Genomic DNA, 16,116 nt, shown 5'->3' on the forward strand with positions numbered 1-16,116 from the left:
GCGGCAGGAGAGGACCGGTGCGGCGGTGGTCAGCCGACGCGGGTGACGGTCCTCGCCGAGAGGTCGACGATCAGGTTGCGGGTGTCGATCCAGGCCCCGTTGAGGACCTTGGTGACGAGCCGGACGCAGCGGTGCTCCCCGCAACGGGCCAGCTGCGGAGGCACGTTCGCCTCGCGGTAGGTGCGGTAGACGTCGCCGTTGAACCACAACTGGGTGGTGGAGGTGAGCGCCTTGCCCGTGGCGTCCGCGTAGTCCTCCTTGACGCCCTTGCCGAGGGGGCTCGCGAGGATCAGTTCGAGTGCCGCGCGGAGTTCCTCGGGGTGGGCGGAGGGCTGGACGCCCCGCTGGGCCCCGGAGTGCTCGACCTTCCCCGTGTCGAGGTTGACGGTGCTGGTGATCAGTTCGTCGCGCTTGTAGTCGTAGAAGCGGACGTCGGCGCGGCGGGTGGCGTCCCCGGGCCGCGGGTCGGTGAGGTCGGTGCCGAGGTGCTGCGGGCCGCGTCCGCCCGTGACGTCCTGCTGGGCGGCTGCGCCGGCCGGGGCCAGTGCGAGGCTCTCCGCCCGTGCCAGCTCGTCGTCGGTGAGCGGGTCGCCGCCGACGCCCTTCTCGCCCTCCGCTGCGGCGGGGACGACGGTGGCGGGCGCGGGCGCGGTGCCCCCGGTCGCCGCCTCTTCGCCGCCCTGCTGTCCGTAGCCGCCGGTGGTGCCGTCGGCTCCGGCCGCGCCGCGCGCGCCCACGGCTCCCCGGGCGCCCGGTGTGTCGTCGGCCCCTGCCGAACTCGGGAGGCTGATGGCGACCGCGACGGCGGTTCCCGTCAGCGCCATGGCCGCTCCGGCCACCACTTTCCCCAGGTGGCGGCGTGCTATTTCGTACACACTTCCCCCTCTTTCCCCCTCTTGCTGTGCGGTCACCCGGTAGGACGGGGTGAAGTCCTAGGAGGTTGCGCCTCTTTCGGGCAGGATTCGGCCGAAGAACATCTCCATAACCCGGACAGAAGAGGGAAATTCGTATCCATGCAGGTCTGGCCGGGACAGGCGTACCCCCTGGGCGCCACCTATGACGGAGCGGGAACCAACTTCGCGGTCTTCTCGGAGGCCGCCCACAGGATCGAGCTGTGTCTGCTCCATGACGACGGCTCGGAGACGGCGGTGGAGCTGCGCGAGACCGACGCGTTCGTGCGGCACGCCTATCTGCCGGGTGTGATGCCCGGTCAGCGGTACGGGTTCCGGGTGCACGGCCCGTACGCCCCGGAGCGCGGGCTGCGCTGCAACGCGACGAAGCTGCTCGTCGACCCCTACGCGCGGGCGGTGTCGGGGCAGGTCGAGTGGGGCGAGGCGGTGTACGGCTACCCCTTCGGGCGGCCCGACGCGCGCAACGACCTCGACTCGGGCCCGCACACGATGACCTCGGTCGTGGTGAACCCGTACTTCGACTGGGGCGACGACCGTCGGCCGCGCACCGAGTACCACCACACGGTGATCTACGAGGCCCATGTGAAGGGCCTGACGATGCTCCACCCGGACCTTCCGGAGGAGCTGCGCGGGACGTACGCGGGGCTCGCGCACCCTTCGGTGATCGGTCACCTGAAGGAACTGGGCGTCACCGCACTCGAACTGATGCCCGTTCACCAGTTCGTGAACGACCACCGGCTGGTGGACGCGGGGCTCTCCAACTACTGGGGCTACAACACCATCGGCTTCTTCGCCCCGCACAACGCCTACGCCTCCTGGGGCGACCGGGGCCAGCAGGTCCTGGAGTTCAAGTCGGCGGTACGGGCGCTGCACCAGGCGGGCATCGAGGTCATCCTCGACGTGGTCTACAACCACACCGCCGAGGGCAACCACCTGGGCCCGACGCTCTCCATGCGGGGCCTGGACAACCCCTCGTACTACCGGCTCGCGGACGACCCCCGGTACTACACGGACACCACGGGCACCGGGAACTCGTTGCTCATGCGCTCCCCGCACGTGCTTCAGCTGATCATGGACAGTCTGCGGTACTGGGTGACCGAGATGCACGTGGACGGCTTCCGCTTCGACCTCGCGGCCACCCTGGCCCGCCAGTTCCACGAGGTGGACCGGCTGTCCTCGTTCTTCGACCTGGTGCAGCAGGACCCGGTGGTCAGCCAGGTGAAGCTGATCGCCGAGCCCTGGGACGTGGGCGAGGGCGGCTACCAGGTGGGCAACTTCCCGCCGCTGTGGACCGAGTGGAACGGCAAGTACCGCGACTGCGTGCGAGACCTGTGGCGGGGTGAGCCGCGCACCCTCGCGGAGTTCGCCTCCCGGCTGACCGGGTCCTCCGACCTCTACCAGGACGACGGCCGGCGCCCGCTCGCCTCGGTCAACTTCGTGACCTGCCACGACGGTTTCACCCTGCGCGACCTCGTCTCGTACAACGAGAAGCACAACGAGGCCAACGGCGAGGGCAACCGGGACGGCGAGAGCCACAACCGCTCGTGGAACTGCGGCGCCGAGGGCGACACCGAGGACGTCGGGATCGCGGAGCTGCGCGCCCGCCAGACCCGCAACTTCCTCGCCACCCTGATGCTGTCGCAGGGCGTCCCGATGCTCAGCCACGGCGACGAGTTCGGGCGCACCCAGGGCGGCAACAACAACGCCTACTGCCAGGACAACGAGGTGTCCTGGGTGCGCTGGCCCAAGGAGAACAGCGAGGCGGAGGCGACGCTGCTCCGCTTCACCCGCGCGATGGTACGGCTGCGCCGGGAGCATCCGGTCTTCCGCCGCCGCCGCTTCTTCCACGGGCGTCCCGTCGAGGGCACCCACGACGAGCTGACGGACATCGCGTGGTTCACGCCCGAGGGCGAGGAGATGACCTCCCGCGACTGGCAGGCGGCCCACGCCCAGGCGCTGACCGTCTTCCTCAACGGCAACGCGATCTCGGAGCCGGGCACCCAGGGCGAGCGGATCGCCGACGACTCCTTCCTGCTGATGTTCAACGCCTCGGCGAAGGAGCTGGAGTTCGCCGTCCCGGACAGTCACGGGGCCTGCTGGCGCACCGTGGTGGACACCTCAGACCCGGAGGGCATGCCGCCGCAGCAGGGGCCGGAGCTGGCGGGCGGCGAGCGGGTGACGCTGGCGCCGCTCAGCCTCACCGTTCTGCGACGGCCTGCCTGAGGTCCCGTACGGAAGTCAGGCGACCGGCCTGAGGTCCCGTACGGGAGCCGCCACCCACACCGTCCAGGACAGCACCGCGCAGGCCACGGCCGCCCCCACCGCCACCGCGAAGGCGGCGGGGGCGCCGTGGCCTTCGGCGAGTCGCCCGGAGACCGCGAGGGCGAGGGCCTGACCGGCGACGACCCCGCTGGTCAGGAAGGCCATGGACTCGGCGAGCCGGGCGGCGGGCACGGTCCGCTCGGTGAGCCCGAAGACGGTGATCAGGTGCGGGGCGTAGGCGGCGCCGAGGACGACCACCACCGCGTAGAGCGCGCCGAGCGAGCCGACGGACAGCAGCGGTACGGAGAGGACGACCAGCGCGGCGGTCGCCGCCCGCCACCGGGTCATCAGCCCGATCCGGGCGGGCACGGCCGCCATGGAGAGCCCGACGGCGGCGCTCATCACCCCCATCGCCGCGTAGACCAGACCGGCCTGGGCGGGCGCCCCCAGCTCCTCGGTCAGCGCGGTGATCCCCGCCTGGGAGGCGCCGAACATGGCGCCCTGGAGGACCATCGCACCCCGCAGGGCGTACGCGGATCCCGGCAGCCGCGTCCGTTCGGCGGCGCCCGTACGGGTGGACGCGTCCGGTTCCGGAAGGGTGGCGCGCGCGGAGGGATGGAGGGCGAAGGCCGTGCCGAAGACGGTGAGGAGCAGCGCCGCCAGGAGGAGGGCGGCGGCCGGGTGGGCGAGGGCGGCGGCGAGGCCGACGAAGGCCGGGCCGAGGACGAAGGACACCTCGTCGAGGGTGCCCTCGAAGGAGAGCACCGTGCCGACGAGCCGGTCGTCCGCGCCGGAGCGGCGGGCGAGGGCCACCGATCGGGTCCGGGCGAGCGGTCCGACCTGGGGGACGGTGGCCCCGGAGAGCGCGGCGACGGCCATCAGCCAGGCGGTGGGGGCGTGGGTGAGCGCGGCGAGGACGAGTCCGGTGACGGCGAGCGCGTTCGCGAGGGAGGCCGCGAGGACGACCCCGCGCTGGCCGTGCCGGTCGGTGAGCCGCCCGAGGACGGGTCCGGCGACGGTCTGGCCGGCGGCGAGCGCGCCGCCCACGAGGCCCGCCGTGGCGAGGGAGCCGCTCGTCTCGGCGACCAGGAGGAGGCTGCCGAGCTGGCACATGGCGGTGGGCAGACGGCCCAGGAAGGAGACGGCCGGGAGGGCGGGGCCGAGCAGCGAGAGCGTGTCGCGATACATCCGGAGCATCGGGCGACCGTAACGCGATGCACCCGAACGAGTGCATGGGGCGATGACACAGAAGCCCTCCGACGGGGTACGTACGTTCGCATGACCTCCCTCCCGGCCGCTTCCCCGGCCGCCCGTCCGGCCCCGCCCACCGCCACCTACCGGCTCCAGCTCCAGCCGGAGTTCCCCTTCGCGGCGGCCGGGCGGGCCGTGCCGTACCTGGCGGGGCTCGGGATCTCCCACCTCCACCTCTCCCCCGTCCTGGAGGCGGTGCCCGGCTCGACCCACGGGTACGACGTCACCGACCACCGGTCCGTACGGGCCGAGCTGGGCGGCGAGGAGGGGCTGCGGGCCCTGGCGGCGACCGCGCGGGCGCACGGCCTCGGGCTCGTGGTGGACCTGGTGCCCAACCACATGGCGGCCTCCCCGACGCACAACCACGCGCTGCGCGCGGTGCTCCAGGAGGGCCCGGACTCGCCGTACGCCCGCTGGTTCGACATCGACTGGCGGGCCGGGGACGGCCGGCTGCTGCTCCCGGTACTGCCCGCCCGGCTCCCCGAGGTGCGGGACCGGCTGCGGGTCTCGGACGGGGCGCTCCACCTGGACGGGCAGGACTTCCCGCTGCGGCCCGGCACGGAGGCGCTGCCGCTCGACGAGCTGCTGGACGCCCAGTGGTACCGGCTCGGCTGGTGGCGGCTGGCCCGCACGGAGCTGAACTACCGGCGCTTCTTCACCATTTCGGAGCTGATCGGGGTCCGGGTGGAGGACCCGGAGGTGTTCGGGGCCACCCACGCGAAGATCGTCGAGCTGGTGCGGGACGGGGTGGTGGAGGGGCTGCGGATCGACCACCCGGACGGGCTCGCCGACCCGCAGGGCTATCTGGAGGATCTGGCGGCGGCCACCGGCGGGCACTGCTGGACGGTGGTCGAGAAGATCCTCACCGGACCGGAGACGCTGCCGGCCGCCTGGCCGGTCGCCGGAACCACCGGGTACGACACCCTGCACCGGATCGACGGAGTGTTCACCGACCCGGAGGGCGCCGACGAACTGACCGATGTGTACCGGGAGTTCGTGGCGAAGGCGGCAGACAGGGGCGGGCGCTGGGACGCGACCGAGCGACGGGCCGCCTACGAGGTGGTGGGGCACGACCTGGCCGCCGAGACCGCCGTGCTGACCCGGATCGCGGAGCGGATCTGCGCCGACGACCCCGCGCTGCGGGACCACGCCCCCTGGGCGCTGCGCACCGCGATCCGGGAACTCCTCGTGCGCGTACCGGTCTACCGCTCGTACCGGGCGGGCGGCGAGGAGGTGCTGACCGCCGGGGCGGCGCGCGGCGCCAAGGCCGCGTTCGCGGTGCCGGAGGAGGCGGAGGCGGTCGACGTGGTGCGGGACCTGGCGCTCGGCGTACGCGGTGACGGGCCCGAACACCGGGCCTTCCGGACCAGGTTCGCCCAGACCTCGTCGGCGCTGCGGGCCAAGTCGGTGGAGGACACGGCCTTCTACCGGTACGTGCCGCTGCTGTCGGCGAACGAGGTCGGCGGGGACGCGGGGCGCCCGGCGGTGTCGGTGGAGGAGTTCCACGCGTACTGCGGGCGGATCTCGCGGGACTGGCCGGGCACCGGCACCGTCCTCTCCACCCACGACACCAAGCGCAGCGCCGACGTCCGGGCCGGGATCGCCGTCCTCTCCCAGTGCCCCCGGGTGTGGGCGGAGCTGCTCGCCGAGGTCGCGGGGGTGCCCGCGCCCGATCCGCACGTGGCCTGGACGGCCTGGCAGACCGCCTTCGGCTTCGGCACCCCGGACCCGGACCGGCTCGGCCCCGCGATCCTCAAGTCGGTACGGGAGGCGGGGGTGCGGACCAGCTGGACGGAGCCCGACGCGGGGTACGAGCGGGCGGTGGCCGAGTTCGCGGCGGCCGGGCCCGGTCGCATCCCGCTCCGGGCGGCCTCGGAGGCGGCCTTCGCCCTGGAACCGCACATCCGGGCACACGCGCTGGGCGCGCTCCTGACGCAGCTGACGATGCCGGGAGTGCCGGAGCTGTACCAGAACACGGAGCGCGAGTACCGGGCGCTGGTCGACCCGGACAACCGGGCCCCGTTCGCGGTCGGGGCGGACGACGGCCACACGGAACTGGTCCGCGCCGCCCTGCGGCTGCGCCGGGAGCGCCCGGCGGCCTTCGCCGCCGCCGGCTCGTACACGCCCCTGACGGCCGAGGGCCCGGCCGCCGCGCACTGCCTGGCCTTCGCCCGCTCCGGCGAGGTGGTCACGGCCGTCACCCGGCTGCCCCTGCGACTCGCGGAGGCGGGCGGCTGGCAGGACACGGAACTCATGCTGCCGGAGGGCCGCTGGGCCGATGTGCTCGACGGGGTAAGGGAGTTCACGGGCGGTCCGGCGACGGAACTGAAGCTGGCGGAGCTGTTCGCGGAGCGGCCGGTGGCACTGCTGGCCCGTATCGACGGCTGAGGGCGCCCCGGGGTGTGGACCCGGGACGCCCTCGGACGATCAGACGCGGACGGTCAGGAGCTGACGGTCAGGCGTCCGCGGACGGTCAGGAGCGGGAGGCTCGGGAGACCTCGCACCTGGTGTACTCCGAGCCGTCGCCGGACCCGGGGTACGGGGTGGTGAGTTCGGCGCTCGCGGAGGCACCCGCGGCGACCGCGATGGCGGTCTTCGTCGCGGACACGGGGGTCGCGGTGCCGCCCGCGCCACCGGTGAACTTCATCGTGACGCTGTAGTCGTAGTCGAGCAGGCCGTCGTTCTTGATGGTGACGCGGGCGACGAGGTTCTTCGTGGCGGGGTCGTACTTGCACGCGCCGATGGTCACGTCGCGGGCCGCCTTGGCGGCGCTGCTGGAGCCGCCCGACACGGAGCCGCCGGAGGTGCTGCCGCCGTCGTTGTCGCTGCCGTGGTTGCTGCCGCCGGAGCTGCTGGAGCTGCCGGAGCTGCTGCCGCCGCAGCTGCCGCCGTGCGAGCCGCGGGCTCCGGTGAGGGCGACGACCGCGATCCCGAAGACAGCGAGGGCGCGGACATGACGTATCTTCATGTTTGAATCCCCGTTAAAAGTGGTATACAGAACGGCTCTTTGACGAGCGCACGTCACCATAACAGCGGTCGCTGACACGCCCTCCGGATCAGCCGCCGGGCCACGAGGTCAGCCGCCGGGACGGACGATCAGGATCCGGGGCGCCCGCGTGATGAGCCCGGCGGCCGTGGGCCGGAATCCGTCGGCGAGACGGAGCCGGGGCATGGCCGTGAACAGGGCCCGCAGGGCGTACTCGGCTTCGAGCACGGCGAGCGACACGGCCGGGCAGAAGCCGCCGCCGTAGGTGAGCTGACCGGGATCGTCGCGCAGCGGGTCGAACCGGTCGGGCTCGCGGAAGCGTTCCGGGTCGCGGCCCGCGGAGCCGATCAGCAGGGCGACGGACGAGCCCGCCGGGACGACGCCACCGCTCACCGGGACCTCGGCGTTCGTCCGGCGCACGGCGATCTGCACGGGCGGGTCCCGGCGCAGCGACTCGGTCCAGGCACGGCCGACGAGCCCGACGGGGGCGTCACGGAGGGCGGCGACCTGGTCGGGGTCGGACAGGACGTTGCCGAGGAAGGACGCGAGCGCCTTCTCCCGCACGGCGATCTGCCCGCCGCAGTCGCCCGCCAGCGCCCCGGCCGCCCGGCCGCGCACCAGCCGCATCATGTCGCGGTACGGCACCCCGACGGCGGCGGCGGCCGTGCCGGCCGGCAGCCAGTGGCAGAAGTCGGCGACCAGGTCGGCCTGCGGCCGGTCGGCGATCCGGCGGGCCAGGACGTACGCGGTGCGTTCGGTGACGGACCGCAGGGCCTCGGTGTCGACGTCGACGTGGGCCCGCGCGCAGGGCGGGTCGCCGGGCCGGTGCCCGTGGGTGAAGCGCCCGTCGGTGAGGGCGGCGGCCACGTCCGCGTACCGGCTGAGCACCCAGGCCCGCAGCAGCGGATCGTAGGTGAGCGGGAACTCCTCGCGGAGGGTCCGGTGGATCCGGTGCGGGTCGCGGGAGGCGCCGGGATCGAGGGGACTGGGCGCGACGGTCCGCGCGACGGACCCGAGGGGCCCCACGGCTCCGGCGGCGGCCGGATCGCGCACGGCCCGGACGCGCCCCGGCCGGGGCGCGGCAGGACCACCGCGCGCGGGGCCGCCGGTGCCTTCCGGCTTCGCGGGCACGGCGGGAGCCATGGACGGCAGCCGCGTCCAGGGGTCCCCGGTCGGCATCTCCGTCCGCTCCCCGGGTATGCCCCGGCCCGGCTCGCGGTGCGGCTCGTCGCTCATCGCGCCCCCTGTCGATCGGCGGTGGGTACCGCGGCCGGGAGAGGTGGCGCGCGTCCCCCCAGCCCACCACCACGGGGGCCCCGCCGCCCGCCACGTACGCCCGGACGAGTGACGTCGACCGGTGCCCGTACGACCGCCGGGTGCCGTCCCCGCTCAGTCCAGCGACAGCCGGAACGACATCTGGCCGAAGCCCACGACGTCCCCCGCGCGGACCGCCACCGCGCCCATCACGCGGCGGCCGTTGACCGTCGTGCCGTTCGTCGAGCCGAGGTCGCGCAGGACCCACATGCCGCTCTGCATGGAGAGTTCCGCGTGCAGCCGCGAGGCCGTCTCGTGGTTGAGGCGGAGGCCGTTGACCGGGTCGCGGCCGATCCGGAGCGGGTGCGGGCCCGGCAGGGGCAGCAGCAGTTTCGGCAGGCGCTCCGCGTGCCAGGCGCGGCCCAGCCTGGCCGTGAACGCCGACATCCGCTCGACCGCGCCCATGACCCGCCGGGTCCAGGTGCCCTCGGTCCTCAGGTCGGCGGTGAGCAGGGCGAGTTCGTCGGACCGCCGGGCCTGGAGCGCGCGCTCCATCCGGAAGACGAACGTGTCGTGCGAGAGGCGGCCCTGCGCGGCGCCCTCACGGAGCAGCACCAGCGCGCGGTCCCGCTCGGCGTCGGTGAGCCGAGGGGAGTTCGCCGGGAGCTCGAAAGGGGTCGTCACATCCGTGATTGTCGGCCTGTCGGGCCCGAAGTGTCCAGAAGGGCCCCTGAGCGGGGAAATCCCGTACCGTCCCCGGCGGGTTCGCTGTTACGGTCTGCGGGCTCCGGACCGAGAATCCCCAGGGGGAAAACCAGACGTGACCGCGTCCTCTTCGACCGCCCACCACGACCACAGCCCGCACGACCTCGTCATACGCCCGCTCGTCGGCCCCGAGGAACTCGATCTGTTCCTCCGCCTCACCTATTCGCTCGACCACGAGGTCGCCGACGACCTCGCCACCGGCCGCCGCCTGCCCGAGTGGATGTGGGTCGCGCTCGACGGCGACCGGCTCCTCGGCCGGCTGTCCTGGTGGGTGAAGGCGGCCGGCGGCAAGCCGCAGGTGCTCGACTTCTTCGACCTCGCCCCCGAGCTGTCCCCCGAGGCGTGCGCCGAGGTCGGTCTGCGGCTCCTGGAGACCGCGACGGCCGCCGTGATCCCGGCGGGCGAGCAGCGCCCCGAGTTCGAGCGGTACATGCCGGCCGACTGGCGCGAGGTGCCGGAGACCCGGTCCCTCCTGGAGTCCGTCTTCGGCGCCCTGACGGCGACCGGCGCCCGTCCGCTGGTCGAGCGGCTGCGTCTGGAGTGGCGTCCCGGCACCCCCGTACCGGAGCCCAAGGGCCGGCTGGAGTTCCGGCCGGTGCGGGACCGCGAGGACCTGGTCGCGCTGATGGCTCCGGTGATGGAGGGCACGCTCGACGCGCACGGCCGGGCCGATCTGGCCTCGGGCATGTCGGCGCGGGAGGCGGCGGAGCTGCACTTCGACGAGGAGTTCGCGCACTACTCCTCGCCGCGCGAGTGGTGGCGGGTCGCCCAGCTGCCGGAGAGCGGCGAGCCGGTCGGTTTCGTCGTCCCCGCGCGCAACAACTACCACCACACGATCGCCTACATCGGCGTCCTCCCGGCGTACCGGGGGCAGGGCTACATCGACGACATCCTGGCGGAGGGGACGCGGGTCCTGGCCGCCGCCGACGTGCCCCGCGTCCGGGCGGCGACGGACCTGGGGAACGTGCCGATGGCGGCGTCGTTCGCCCGTGCGGGCTACGTGGCCTTCGAACACGCGGTCAACTACGTGTGGGACGCGCCGGGCGCGGCGGGGTCCTGACTGCCAGGATGGACCCGGTGGTCCCGGAGGACCGGAGGGCACCGCGGTCGTGACGGCCGCGGTGGCCGCGGTGACGGGTTCCACCGAGTGGTTGGTCCGTCGACGAGGGGATATCCGTGCTCTTCGAGGTGTGGGCGCCGCACGCCCGTGACCGGGTGACGCTGGAGCTGAACGGTTCCGGTCACGCCCTGGACCGGGACGCCGAGCGGGCCGGCTGGTGGTCGGGGGTCGTTCCCGCGCAGGACGGCGACCGGTACGGCTTCGCCCTGGACGGCGGGCCCGTCCTGCCGGACCCGCGCGCCCGCCGGCTGCCGGCCGGGCCCGACGGGCTCGCCGCGGTCGTCGACCACTCCGCGTACGCCTGGCTGCACGAGTCCCCCCGGCTGCGGCTGCGCAGCGCGGTCCTGTACGAGCTGCACATCGGCACCTTCACCCCGGAGGGCACCCTCGACGCGGCGACCGCGCGTCTCGGGGAGCTGGCGGGCCTCGGCGTCACCCATGTGGAGCTGATGCCGCTGTGCCCGTTCCCCGGGGTGCGGGGCTGGGGGTACGACGGGGTGGCGCCGTGGGCGGTGCACGAGCCGTACGGCGGTCCCGAGGCGCTGAAGCGGTTCGTCGACTCGGCGCACGGGCTCGGCATGGGGGTGGTCCTGGACGTGGTCCACAACCACCTGGGCCCCTCGGGCAACCACCTGCCGTCCTTCGGGCCGTACTTCACCGACACCCATCACACCCCGTGGGGTGCGGCGGTGAACCTGGACGCCCCCGGCTCGGACGAGGTCCGGGCGTACTTCCTGGGCAGCGCGCTGGCCTGGCTGCGGGACTACCGGATCGACGGGCTGCGGCTTGACGCGGTGCACGCGCTCGCGGACACCCGCGCGTACACCTTCCTGGAGGAGCTGTCGGCGGCCGTGGACGATCTGGCCAGGGAGCAGGGCCGCCAGCACTTCCTGATCGCCGAGTCCGACCTCGCGGACCCCCGGACGACCACACCCAGGGCGCTCGGCGGGATCGGCGTCCACGCCCAGTGGAACGACGACTTCCACCACTCCCTGCACACCGCCCTGACGGGTGAGTCGCAGGGCTACTACGCGGACTTCGCCGCCGCCCCGATCGCGGCGCTCGCGAAGACGCTCACGCGGGTGTTCTTCCACGACGGCACGTACTCGGCGTTCCGTGGCCGCCACCACGGGCGTCCGGTGGACCGGGAGCGGACCCCCGCGCACCGCTTCCTCGGCTATGCGCAGACCCACGACCAGATCGGCAACCGGGCACTGGGGGACCGTCTTTCGGCCTCCCTCTCCCCCGGGCTGCTGGCCTGCGCGGCGGCCCTCGTCCTGACGGGTCCCTCGGTGCCGATGCTGTTCATGGGCGAGGAGTGGGGGGCGACGACGCCCTGGCAGTACTTCACCGACCACACCGATCCGGAGCTGGCGGAGGCCGTACGGCAAGGCAGGCGGCGGGAGTTCGCGGCCCACGGCTGGGACGAGAACGAGGTCCCGGACCCGCAGGAGCCCGCCACCCGGGACCGTTCCGTCCTCGACCGGTCCGAGCGCGAGCAGGACCCGCACAAGCGGCTGCTCGCCTGGTACCGCCGGCTCATCGCCCTGCGCCGCACCCTGCCGGACCTGACGGACCCGGACCTGGCGAGCGTGAAGGTGGCCTTCGACGAGGAGGCCCGCTGGCTGGTCTTCCGGCGCGGGGTGCTGCGGGTGGGTGTGAACCTGGGCACGGAGCCGGTGGTGATCCCGCTCGGCTCCAACGGCCGCGACCGGGTCCTGGCGGCCTGGAATCCGGTCGGGACCCCGGCGGAGGACGGGGTGCTGCGGCTCCCCGGCGAGTCCGCGGTCCTCCTCACGGACGGCTGAACCCGGTACGGGCTACTCCGGCTACTCCGGCTACTCCACGATCGCCATCTCGTGCGGGGTGTTGTTGAACCGGCGCCCCGCCCCCTCCTCCGTCGCCGTCACGATGTCCTCGATGCGGACGCCGAAGCGGCCCGGGAGGTAGACGCCGGGCTCGATGGAGAAGCACATGCCGGGGACGATCGGGAGTTCCTCGCCCTCGATCATGTACGGCGGTTCGTGCGTGGTGACGCCGATGCCGTGGCCTGTGCGGTGGATGAAGTACTCGCCGTATCCGGCGTCCTTGATGACCTTGCGGGCCGCCCGGTCGACGTCCTGGCAGGCCACTCCGGGGCGTACCGCCTCGAACCCGGCCTGCTGGGCCTCGCGGACGAGGTCGTGGACGCGCCGCTCCTCGTCGGTGGGCTCGCCGACGTGGACGGTACGGGTGGTGTCGGAGCCGTAGCCGTGCTTCAGACCGCCGAAGTCGAGGACGACCATGTCGCCGTGCTCGATGACCCGGTCACCGGCCTCGTGGTGCGGGTTGGCGCCGTTGGGGCCGGAGCCGACGACGGTGAAGTCGACCTGGGAGTGCCCGAACTCCATGAGCAGCCGGGCGAGGTCGGCGGCCACGTCGGTCTCCTCGCGTCCGGCGAACCGGACCTTGAGGATCTCGCCGTACGCCTGGTCGGCGGCGGCTCCGGCGGCGGCGATCCTGGCCAGTTCGTGGGCGTCCTTGACGCCCCTGAGCATCGGCAGGGCCTCGGTGAGCGAGACGTACGAGGTACCGGGCAGGGCCTGCTGGAGGCCGAGGAGGTGCATGGCCCAGGTGTTGTCGCTGACGCCGATGGGGGCACCTCCCACGCCGTTGAGGCTGTGGGGGAGTGCGTCGGCGGCGAGCAGCGGCGCGGTGACGGCGTACGGGTCCTTGCCGTCGGTCCAGTCGCGCAGGGTGAGCGCGGGGGCCCCGGTGGCCTTCTCGGCGTCGGGGGCCTCCAGGGTGGGGACGACGAGCACCGGTTCCCGGCCGGCGGCGAGGACGAGGACGGTGAGCCGCTCGGTGATCGCGGTGGGCTGGTAGCCGGTGAGGTAGACGAGGTCGGGGCCGGGGGCGACGAGGACGCCGGCGAGCCCGGCGTCGGCGGCGGACTCGGCGGCGCGGGCCATCCGGGCCCGGTAGTCGTCCGCGGTGAAGGGCACGACCTCGTCGGTGGCGTGGCTGCTGGGCATGGGGGGCTTCTCCTCGGCGTCCTCGTCCGGTGCGTCGTACAGCATCCTGCCGGGCGCCGGAGCGGCCCGCGACCGGTCAGCGGCGGTCCGGGCCCTGTGCGATGAGCCGTTCCAGGAGTTCCTGGAAGTCGTCGCCGACGACGATCCGCAGGTCCCCGTGCTCCTCGTCGTGCTCGCTGAGCTGGGTGAGGGTGCCGTCGCGCCACCAGAAGACGTACGGGCTGATGGCGCCCGGCACGTCCTCGTAGCCGGAGGCGGCGAAGGAGGCCATGGCGCCGAGGGCCGGGATGATCGAGGTGTCGCGGATGGGGTGGAAGGCGAGCTGGTGCCGGAAGGGCAGGGCGACGAGGGCGCCGTGCTCGCCGAGCGGCAGTCCGGTGACCCGGCGGACGACGCCGTCGAGGTCGAGGACGCGGCTCGCGGTGTAGAAGGAGTCGCCGAGGATGATCTCGAAGCACATGCCGTCGGCGTCGCGGACCGTCTCGTGCTCCTCGACGGGCAGTCCGCGCAGGTTGCGCAGGGCCCGGTCGCGGAGCTGGGCGTGGTCGCCGAGCCGATCGAGGGCCTCGTCGGTGAGCATCATGACGCTCTCGGGGAGGTCCAGCGCGAGGACCTCGTACAGGCCGGTGGCGACGGTTCGCGCGTACCCGAAGGCGGCGGCGTCGATGCCGTCGCCGCTGACGACCCGGGGGTAGAGCTGGGCGCGGATCTGCTCGGGCGGCAGGGTGTCGAGCGCGGACGGCCCTTCCATGGCGCGGACGACCAGGCCGATGTGCCGGTGGATCATGCCGGGCCAGACGCGGGGGCCGCGCGGGTCCTGGTGGCAGACGGCGGCGAGGTTGCCGAGGCCGAAGCGGCGGCCCTTGTCGTCGATGACGTGGTCGGCGTAGACGGTGACCTCCAGGCCGAGTTCGGCGAAGGTCTCCCGGACCCGGCCGCGGAAGAGCGCGGCCTCTCGCTGCGAGAAGTACGCGAACTCGGGGTCCCTCGGCGCGTCGCCATGGTCCCGCCTGGGTCCTCGTCGCAGCCACCCCACGCCCGCCCGCCTTCCGTCGCCGTTGCGCACAGGGTAGCGACTACGGGTGTCGGGCCTTGAGCCGTCGGGTGAACTCGGCCACCGGGGTGGCGTGTTCGGGCGGCGGTCCGGTCGGCAGGAGGAGTTCGGTGCGGTGGACGAGGCGGGGTGCGACCAGAGGGACGGCGGACGCTCCGGGGGTGCCGGCCGCGAGGGCCGAGGGGAGCAGGGCGAGGCCGTGGCCGGCGGCGGCCAGGGCGGTGAGGGCGCGGGGGTCGGTGCCCTCGTAGCGCAGGGCGGTACGGAAGCCCCGCCCGGCGGGTCCGCCGTGGACGGCCCGCAGCCGGTCGAGGGGGATGCCGGCGGCGGGCGCGTCGAGCCAGCGGGCGTCGACGAGGTCGTCGAGGCGGAGTCCGGCGCGTCCGGCGAGCGGGTGGTCCTCGGGCAGGACGACGGCGAGGGGTTCCTCGGCGACGGCGGTCGCGGCGAGCGGGGCGATGTCGGGCAGCCGCAGCGGGTCGCTGGGTGCGGCGATCCCGTCGACGAGTCCGGCGTCGGCCTCGCCGGTGGCGACGGCGGCGGGGACCCGCTCGCGGGGCAGCGCGCGCAGGGTGACACCGGTGGCGGGGAGGGCGGCGAGGGTACGGGGGTGGAGGGCGAGCGGGGAGGCGGCGACGGCCAGGGTGGCGCGGGGCGCGGCGGCGAACCGGTCGAGGTCGGCGCGGGCGGCGTCGAGGCGGAGGAGGAGCGCCCCCGCGTGTTCGAGGAGTCGGGCGCCGGCCGGAGTCGGGGTGACGGGTCTGCGGGTGAGCAGGGGCAGGGCGAGGTCGGTCTCCAGGGCGGCGATGTGCTGGGAGACGGCGGACTGGGTGTAGCCCAGCTCGCGTGCGGCCTCGGAGAAGGAGGCGAGCCGGACGACGGTGACGAAGGTGCGCAGGAGGTGCGGGTCCATGGGGGGTGCCGGGCTCCTGGTCAGGAGCCGTCGGGGGAGGTGAGGAGGGCTTGGGCGTAGTGGGCGAGGGAGCGGTTGTAGCGGGGCAGGAGGGGGGCGAGGGCGCCGAGGGCGAGGGAGGCGGCTTCGCGGTCGCGGCCGGTGTCGGCGAGGGAGAGGGCGAGGAAGGCGTCGACGGCTCCGGCGAGGGCGGTCTCGTCCGCGTCCAGCCGGTCGGCGGGGAGGGCGCGTTCGGCGGTGAGGAGCTCGACGCTGCGGTCGGGGCGGCCGAGGTTGCGCAGGCTGCTGGCGAGCTGGATGACGGCCCGGCGGCGGCGGAGTCCGGTGACGCCGAGGTCGAGGGCGCGCTGGTAGAGGCGGACGGCTTCGACGGGTTCGCCGGTGGAGTCGTGGGCGGCGCCCAGTTCGAAGAGTGCGGCGGGGTCGTCGTCGGGCCGCTCGGCGGCGAGGTCGGCGACGCGGGCGCGGAAGTCGGCGGGCCGGTGGTCGTCGAGCCGCTCCCAGAGGGCGGCGACGCGGGTCTCCCAGTCGTGATCGGTCGTCATGCGGCCACCCTATCCAGCGGGTCATCAGTGTTCGTGATGGA

At 73.9% G+C, this 16,116-nt stretch carries 13 protein-coding genes; 4 read left to right on the forward strand and 9 right to left on the reverse strand.

The window, feature by feature from the left end:
* Positions 1-29 precede the first annotated feature (29 nt).
* Positions 30-875: a Tat pathway signal sequence domain protein gene (locus ABT154_RS12010; RefSeq protein WP_351856104.1), complete on the reverse strand. Its 846-nt coding sequence runs from the start codon at positions 873-875 to the stop codon at positions 30-32.
* A 138-nt stretch (positions 876-1,013) separates the two neighbouring features.
* Between ABT154_RS12010 and glgX the strand changes: the two genes are divergently transcribed.
* On the forward strand, positions 1,014-3,134 hold the full coding sequence (glgX, locus tag ABT154_RS12015; RefSeq protein ID WP_351856106.1) for a glycogen debranching protein GlgX: 2,121 nt from the start codon (positions 1,014-1,016) through the stop codon (positions 3,132-3,134).
* 15 nt (positions 3,135-3,149) lie between these two features.
* Here the strand turns inward: glgX and ABT154_RS12020 are convergent, their stop codons facing one another.
* Entirely contained in the window at positions 3,150-4,361 is a 1,212-nt protein-coding gene (locus ABT154_RS12020) for an MFS transporter (RefSeq protein WP_351856430.1), read from the reverse strand.
* A gap of 90 nt (positions 4,362-4,451) precedes the next feature.
* Between ABT154_RS12020 and treY the strand changes: the two genes are divergently transcribed.
* On the forward strand, positions 4,452-6,812 hold the full coding sequence (treY, locus tag ABT154_RS12025; RefSeq protein WP_351856109.1) for a malto-oligosyltrehalose synthase: 2,361 nt from the start codon (positions 4,452-4,454) through the stop codon (positions 6,810-6,812).
* Between the two features lie 85 nt (positions 6,813-6,897).
* Here the strand turns inward: treY and ABT154_RS12030 are convergent, their stop codons facing one another.
* From ABT154_RS12030 to ABT154_RS12040, 3 genes are all read right to left on the reverse strand, one after another.
* Positions 6,898-7,392, reverse strand: coding sequence for a hypothetical protein (locus tag ABT154_RS12030; protein WP_351856112.1), 495 nt, complete (start codon positions 7,390-7,392; stop codon positions 6,898-6,900).
* 108 nt (positions 7,393-7,500) lie between these two features.
* The gene (locus ABT154_RS12035; RefSeq protein WP_351856114.1) at positions 7,501-8,646 is read right to left on the reverse strand and encodes a cytochrome P450; all 1,146 of its coding nucleotides are present in this window, start codon (positions 8,644-8,646) and stop codon (positions 7,501-7,503) included.
* Positions 8,647-8,799: 153 nt separating this feature from the next.
* Complete coding sequence (locus tag ABT154_RS12040) at positions 8,800-9,348, reverse strand: FHA domain-containing protein (protein ID WP_351856117.1); 549 nt, start codon at positions 9,346-9,348, stop codon at positions 8,800-8,802.
* A 136-nt stretch (positions 9,349-9,484) separates the two neighbouring features.
* Here ABT154_RS12040 and ABT154_RS12045 point away from each other — a divergent pair, with 136 nt between their 5' ends.
* A complete protein-coding gene (locus ABT154_RS12045; RefSeq protein WP_351856120.1) occupies positions 9,485-10,489 on the forward strand; it encodes a GNAT family N-acetyltransferase in 1,005 nt (334 codons plus the stop codon).
* A 116-nt stretch (positions 10,490-10,605) separates the two neighbouring features.
* A complete protein-coding gene (treZ, locus tag ABT154_RS12050; RefSeq protein WP_351856122.1) occupies positions 10,606-12,357 on the forward strand; it encodes a malto-oligosyltrehalose trehalohydrolase in 1,752 nt (583 codons plus the stop codon).
* Positions 12,358-12,387: 30 nt separating this feature from the next.
* Here the strand turns inward: treZ and ABT154_RS12055 are convergent, their stop codons facing one another.
* The 4 genes from ABT154_RS12055 to ABT154_RS12070 all read right to left on the reverse strand — a co-directional run bounded on the left by ABT154_RS12055 (position 12,388) and on the right by ABT154_RS12070 (position 16,075).
* Positions 12,388-13,563, reverse strand: a complete 1,176-nt coding sequence (locus ABT154_RS12055; RefSeq protein WP_351856125.1) for an aminopeptidase P family protein — start codon at positions 13,561-13,563, stop codon at positions 12,388-12,390.
* Between the two features lie 76 nt (positions 13,564-13,639).
* Entirely contained in the window at positions 13,640-14,599 is a 960-nt protein-coding gene (locus ABT154_RS12060; protein WP_351856127.1) for a DUF1444 domain-containing protein, read from the reverse strand.
* A 40-nt stretch (positions 14,600-14,639) separates the two neighbouring features.
* The gene (locus tag ABT154_RS12065) at positions 14,640-15,530 is read right to left on the reverse strand and encodes a LysR family transcriptional regulator (protein ID WP_351856130.1); all 891 of its coding nucleotides are present in this window, start codon (positions 15,528-15,530) and stop codon (positions 14,640-14,642) included.
* Between the two features lie 20 nt (positions 15,531-15,550).
* Positions 15,551-16,075 (reverse strand): tetratricopeptide repeat protein, encoded by a 525-nt coding sequence (locus ABT154_RS12070; protein WP_351856132.1) that lies wholly within the window; start codon positions 16,073-16,075, stop codon positions 15,551-15,553.
* Between the last annotated feature and the right edge of the window lie 41 nt (positions 16,076-16,116).

Origin of the sequence: Streptomyces sp. NPDC001728 (assembly GCF_040297565.1) — a bacterium.
Classification (GTDB): Bacteria; Actinomycetota; Actinomycetes; order Streptomycetales; family Streptomycetaceae; genus Streptomyces.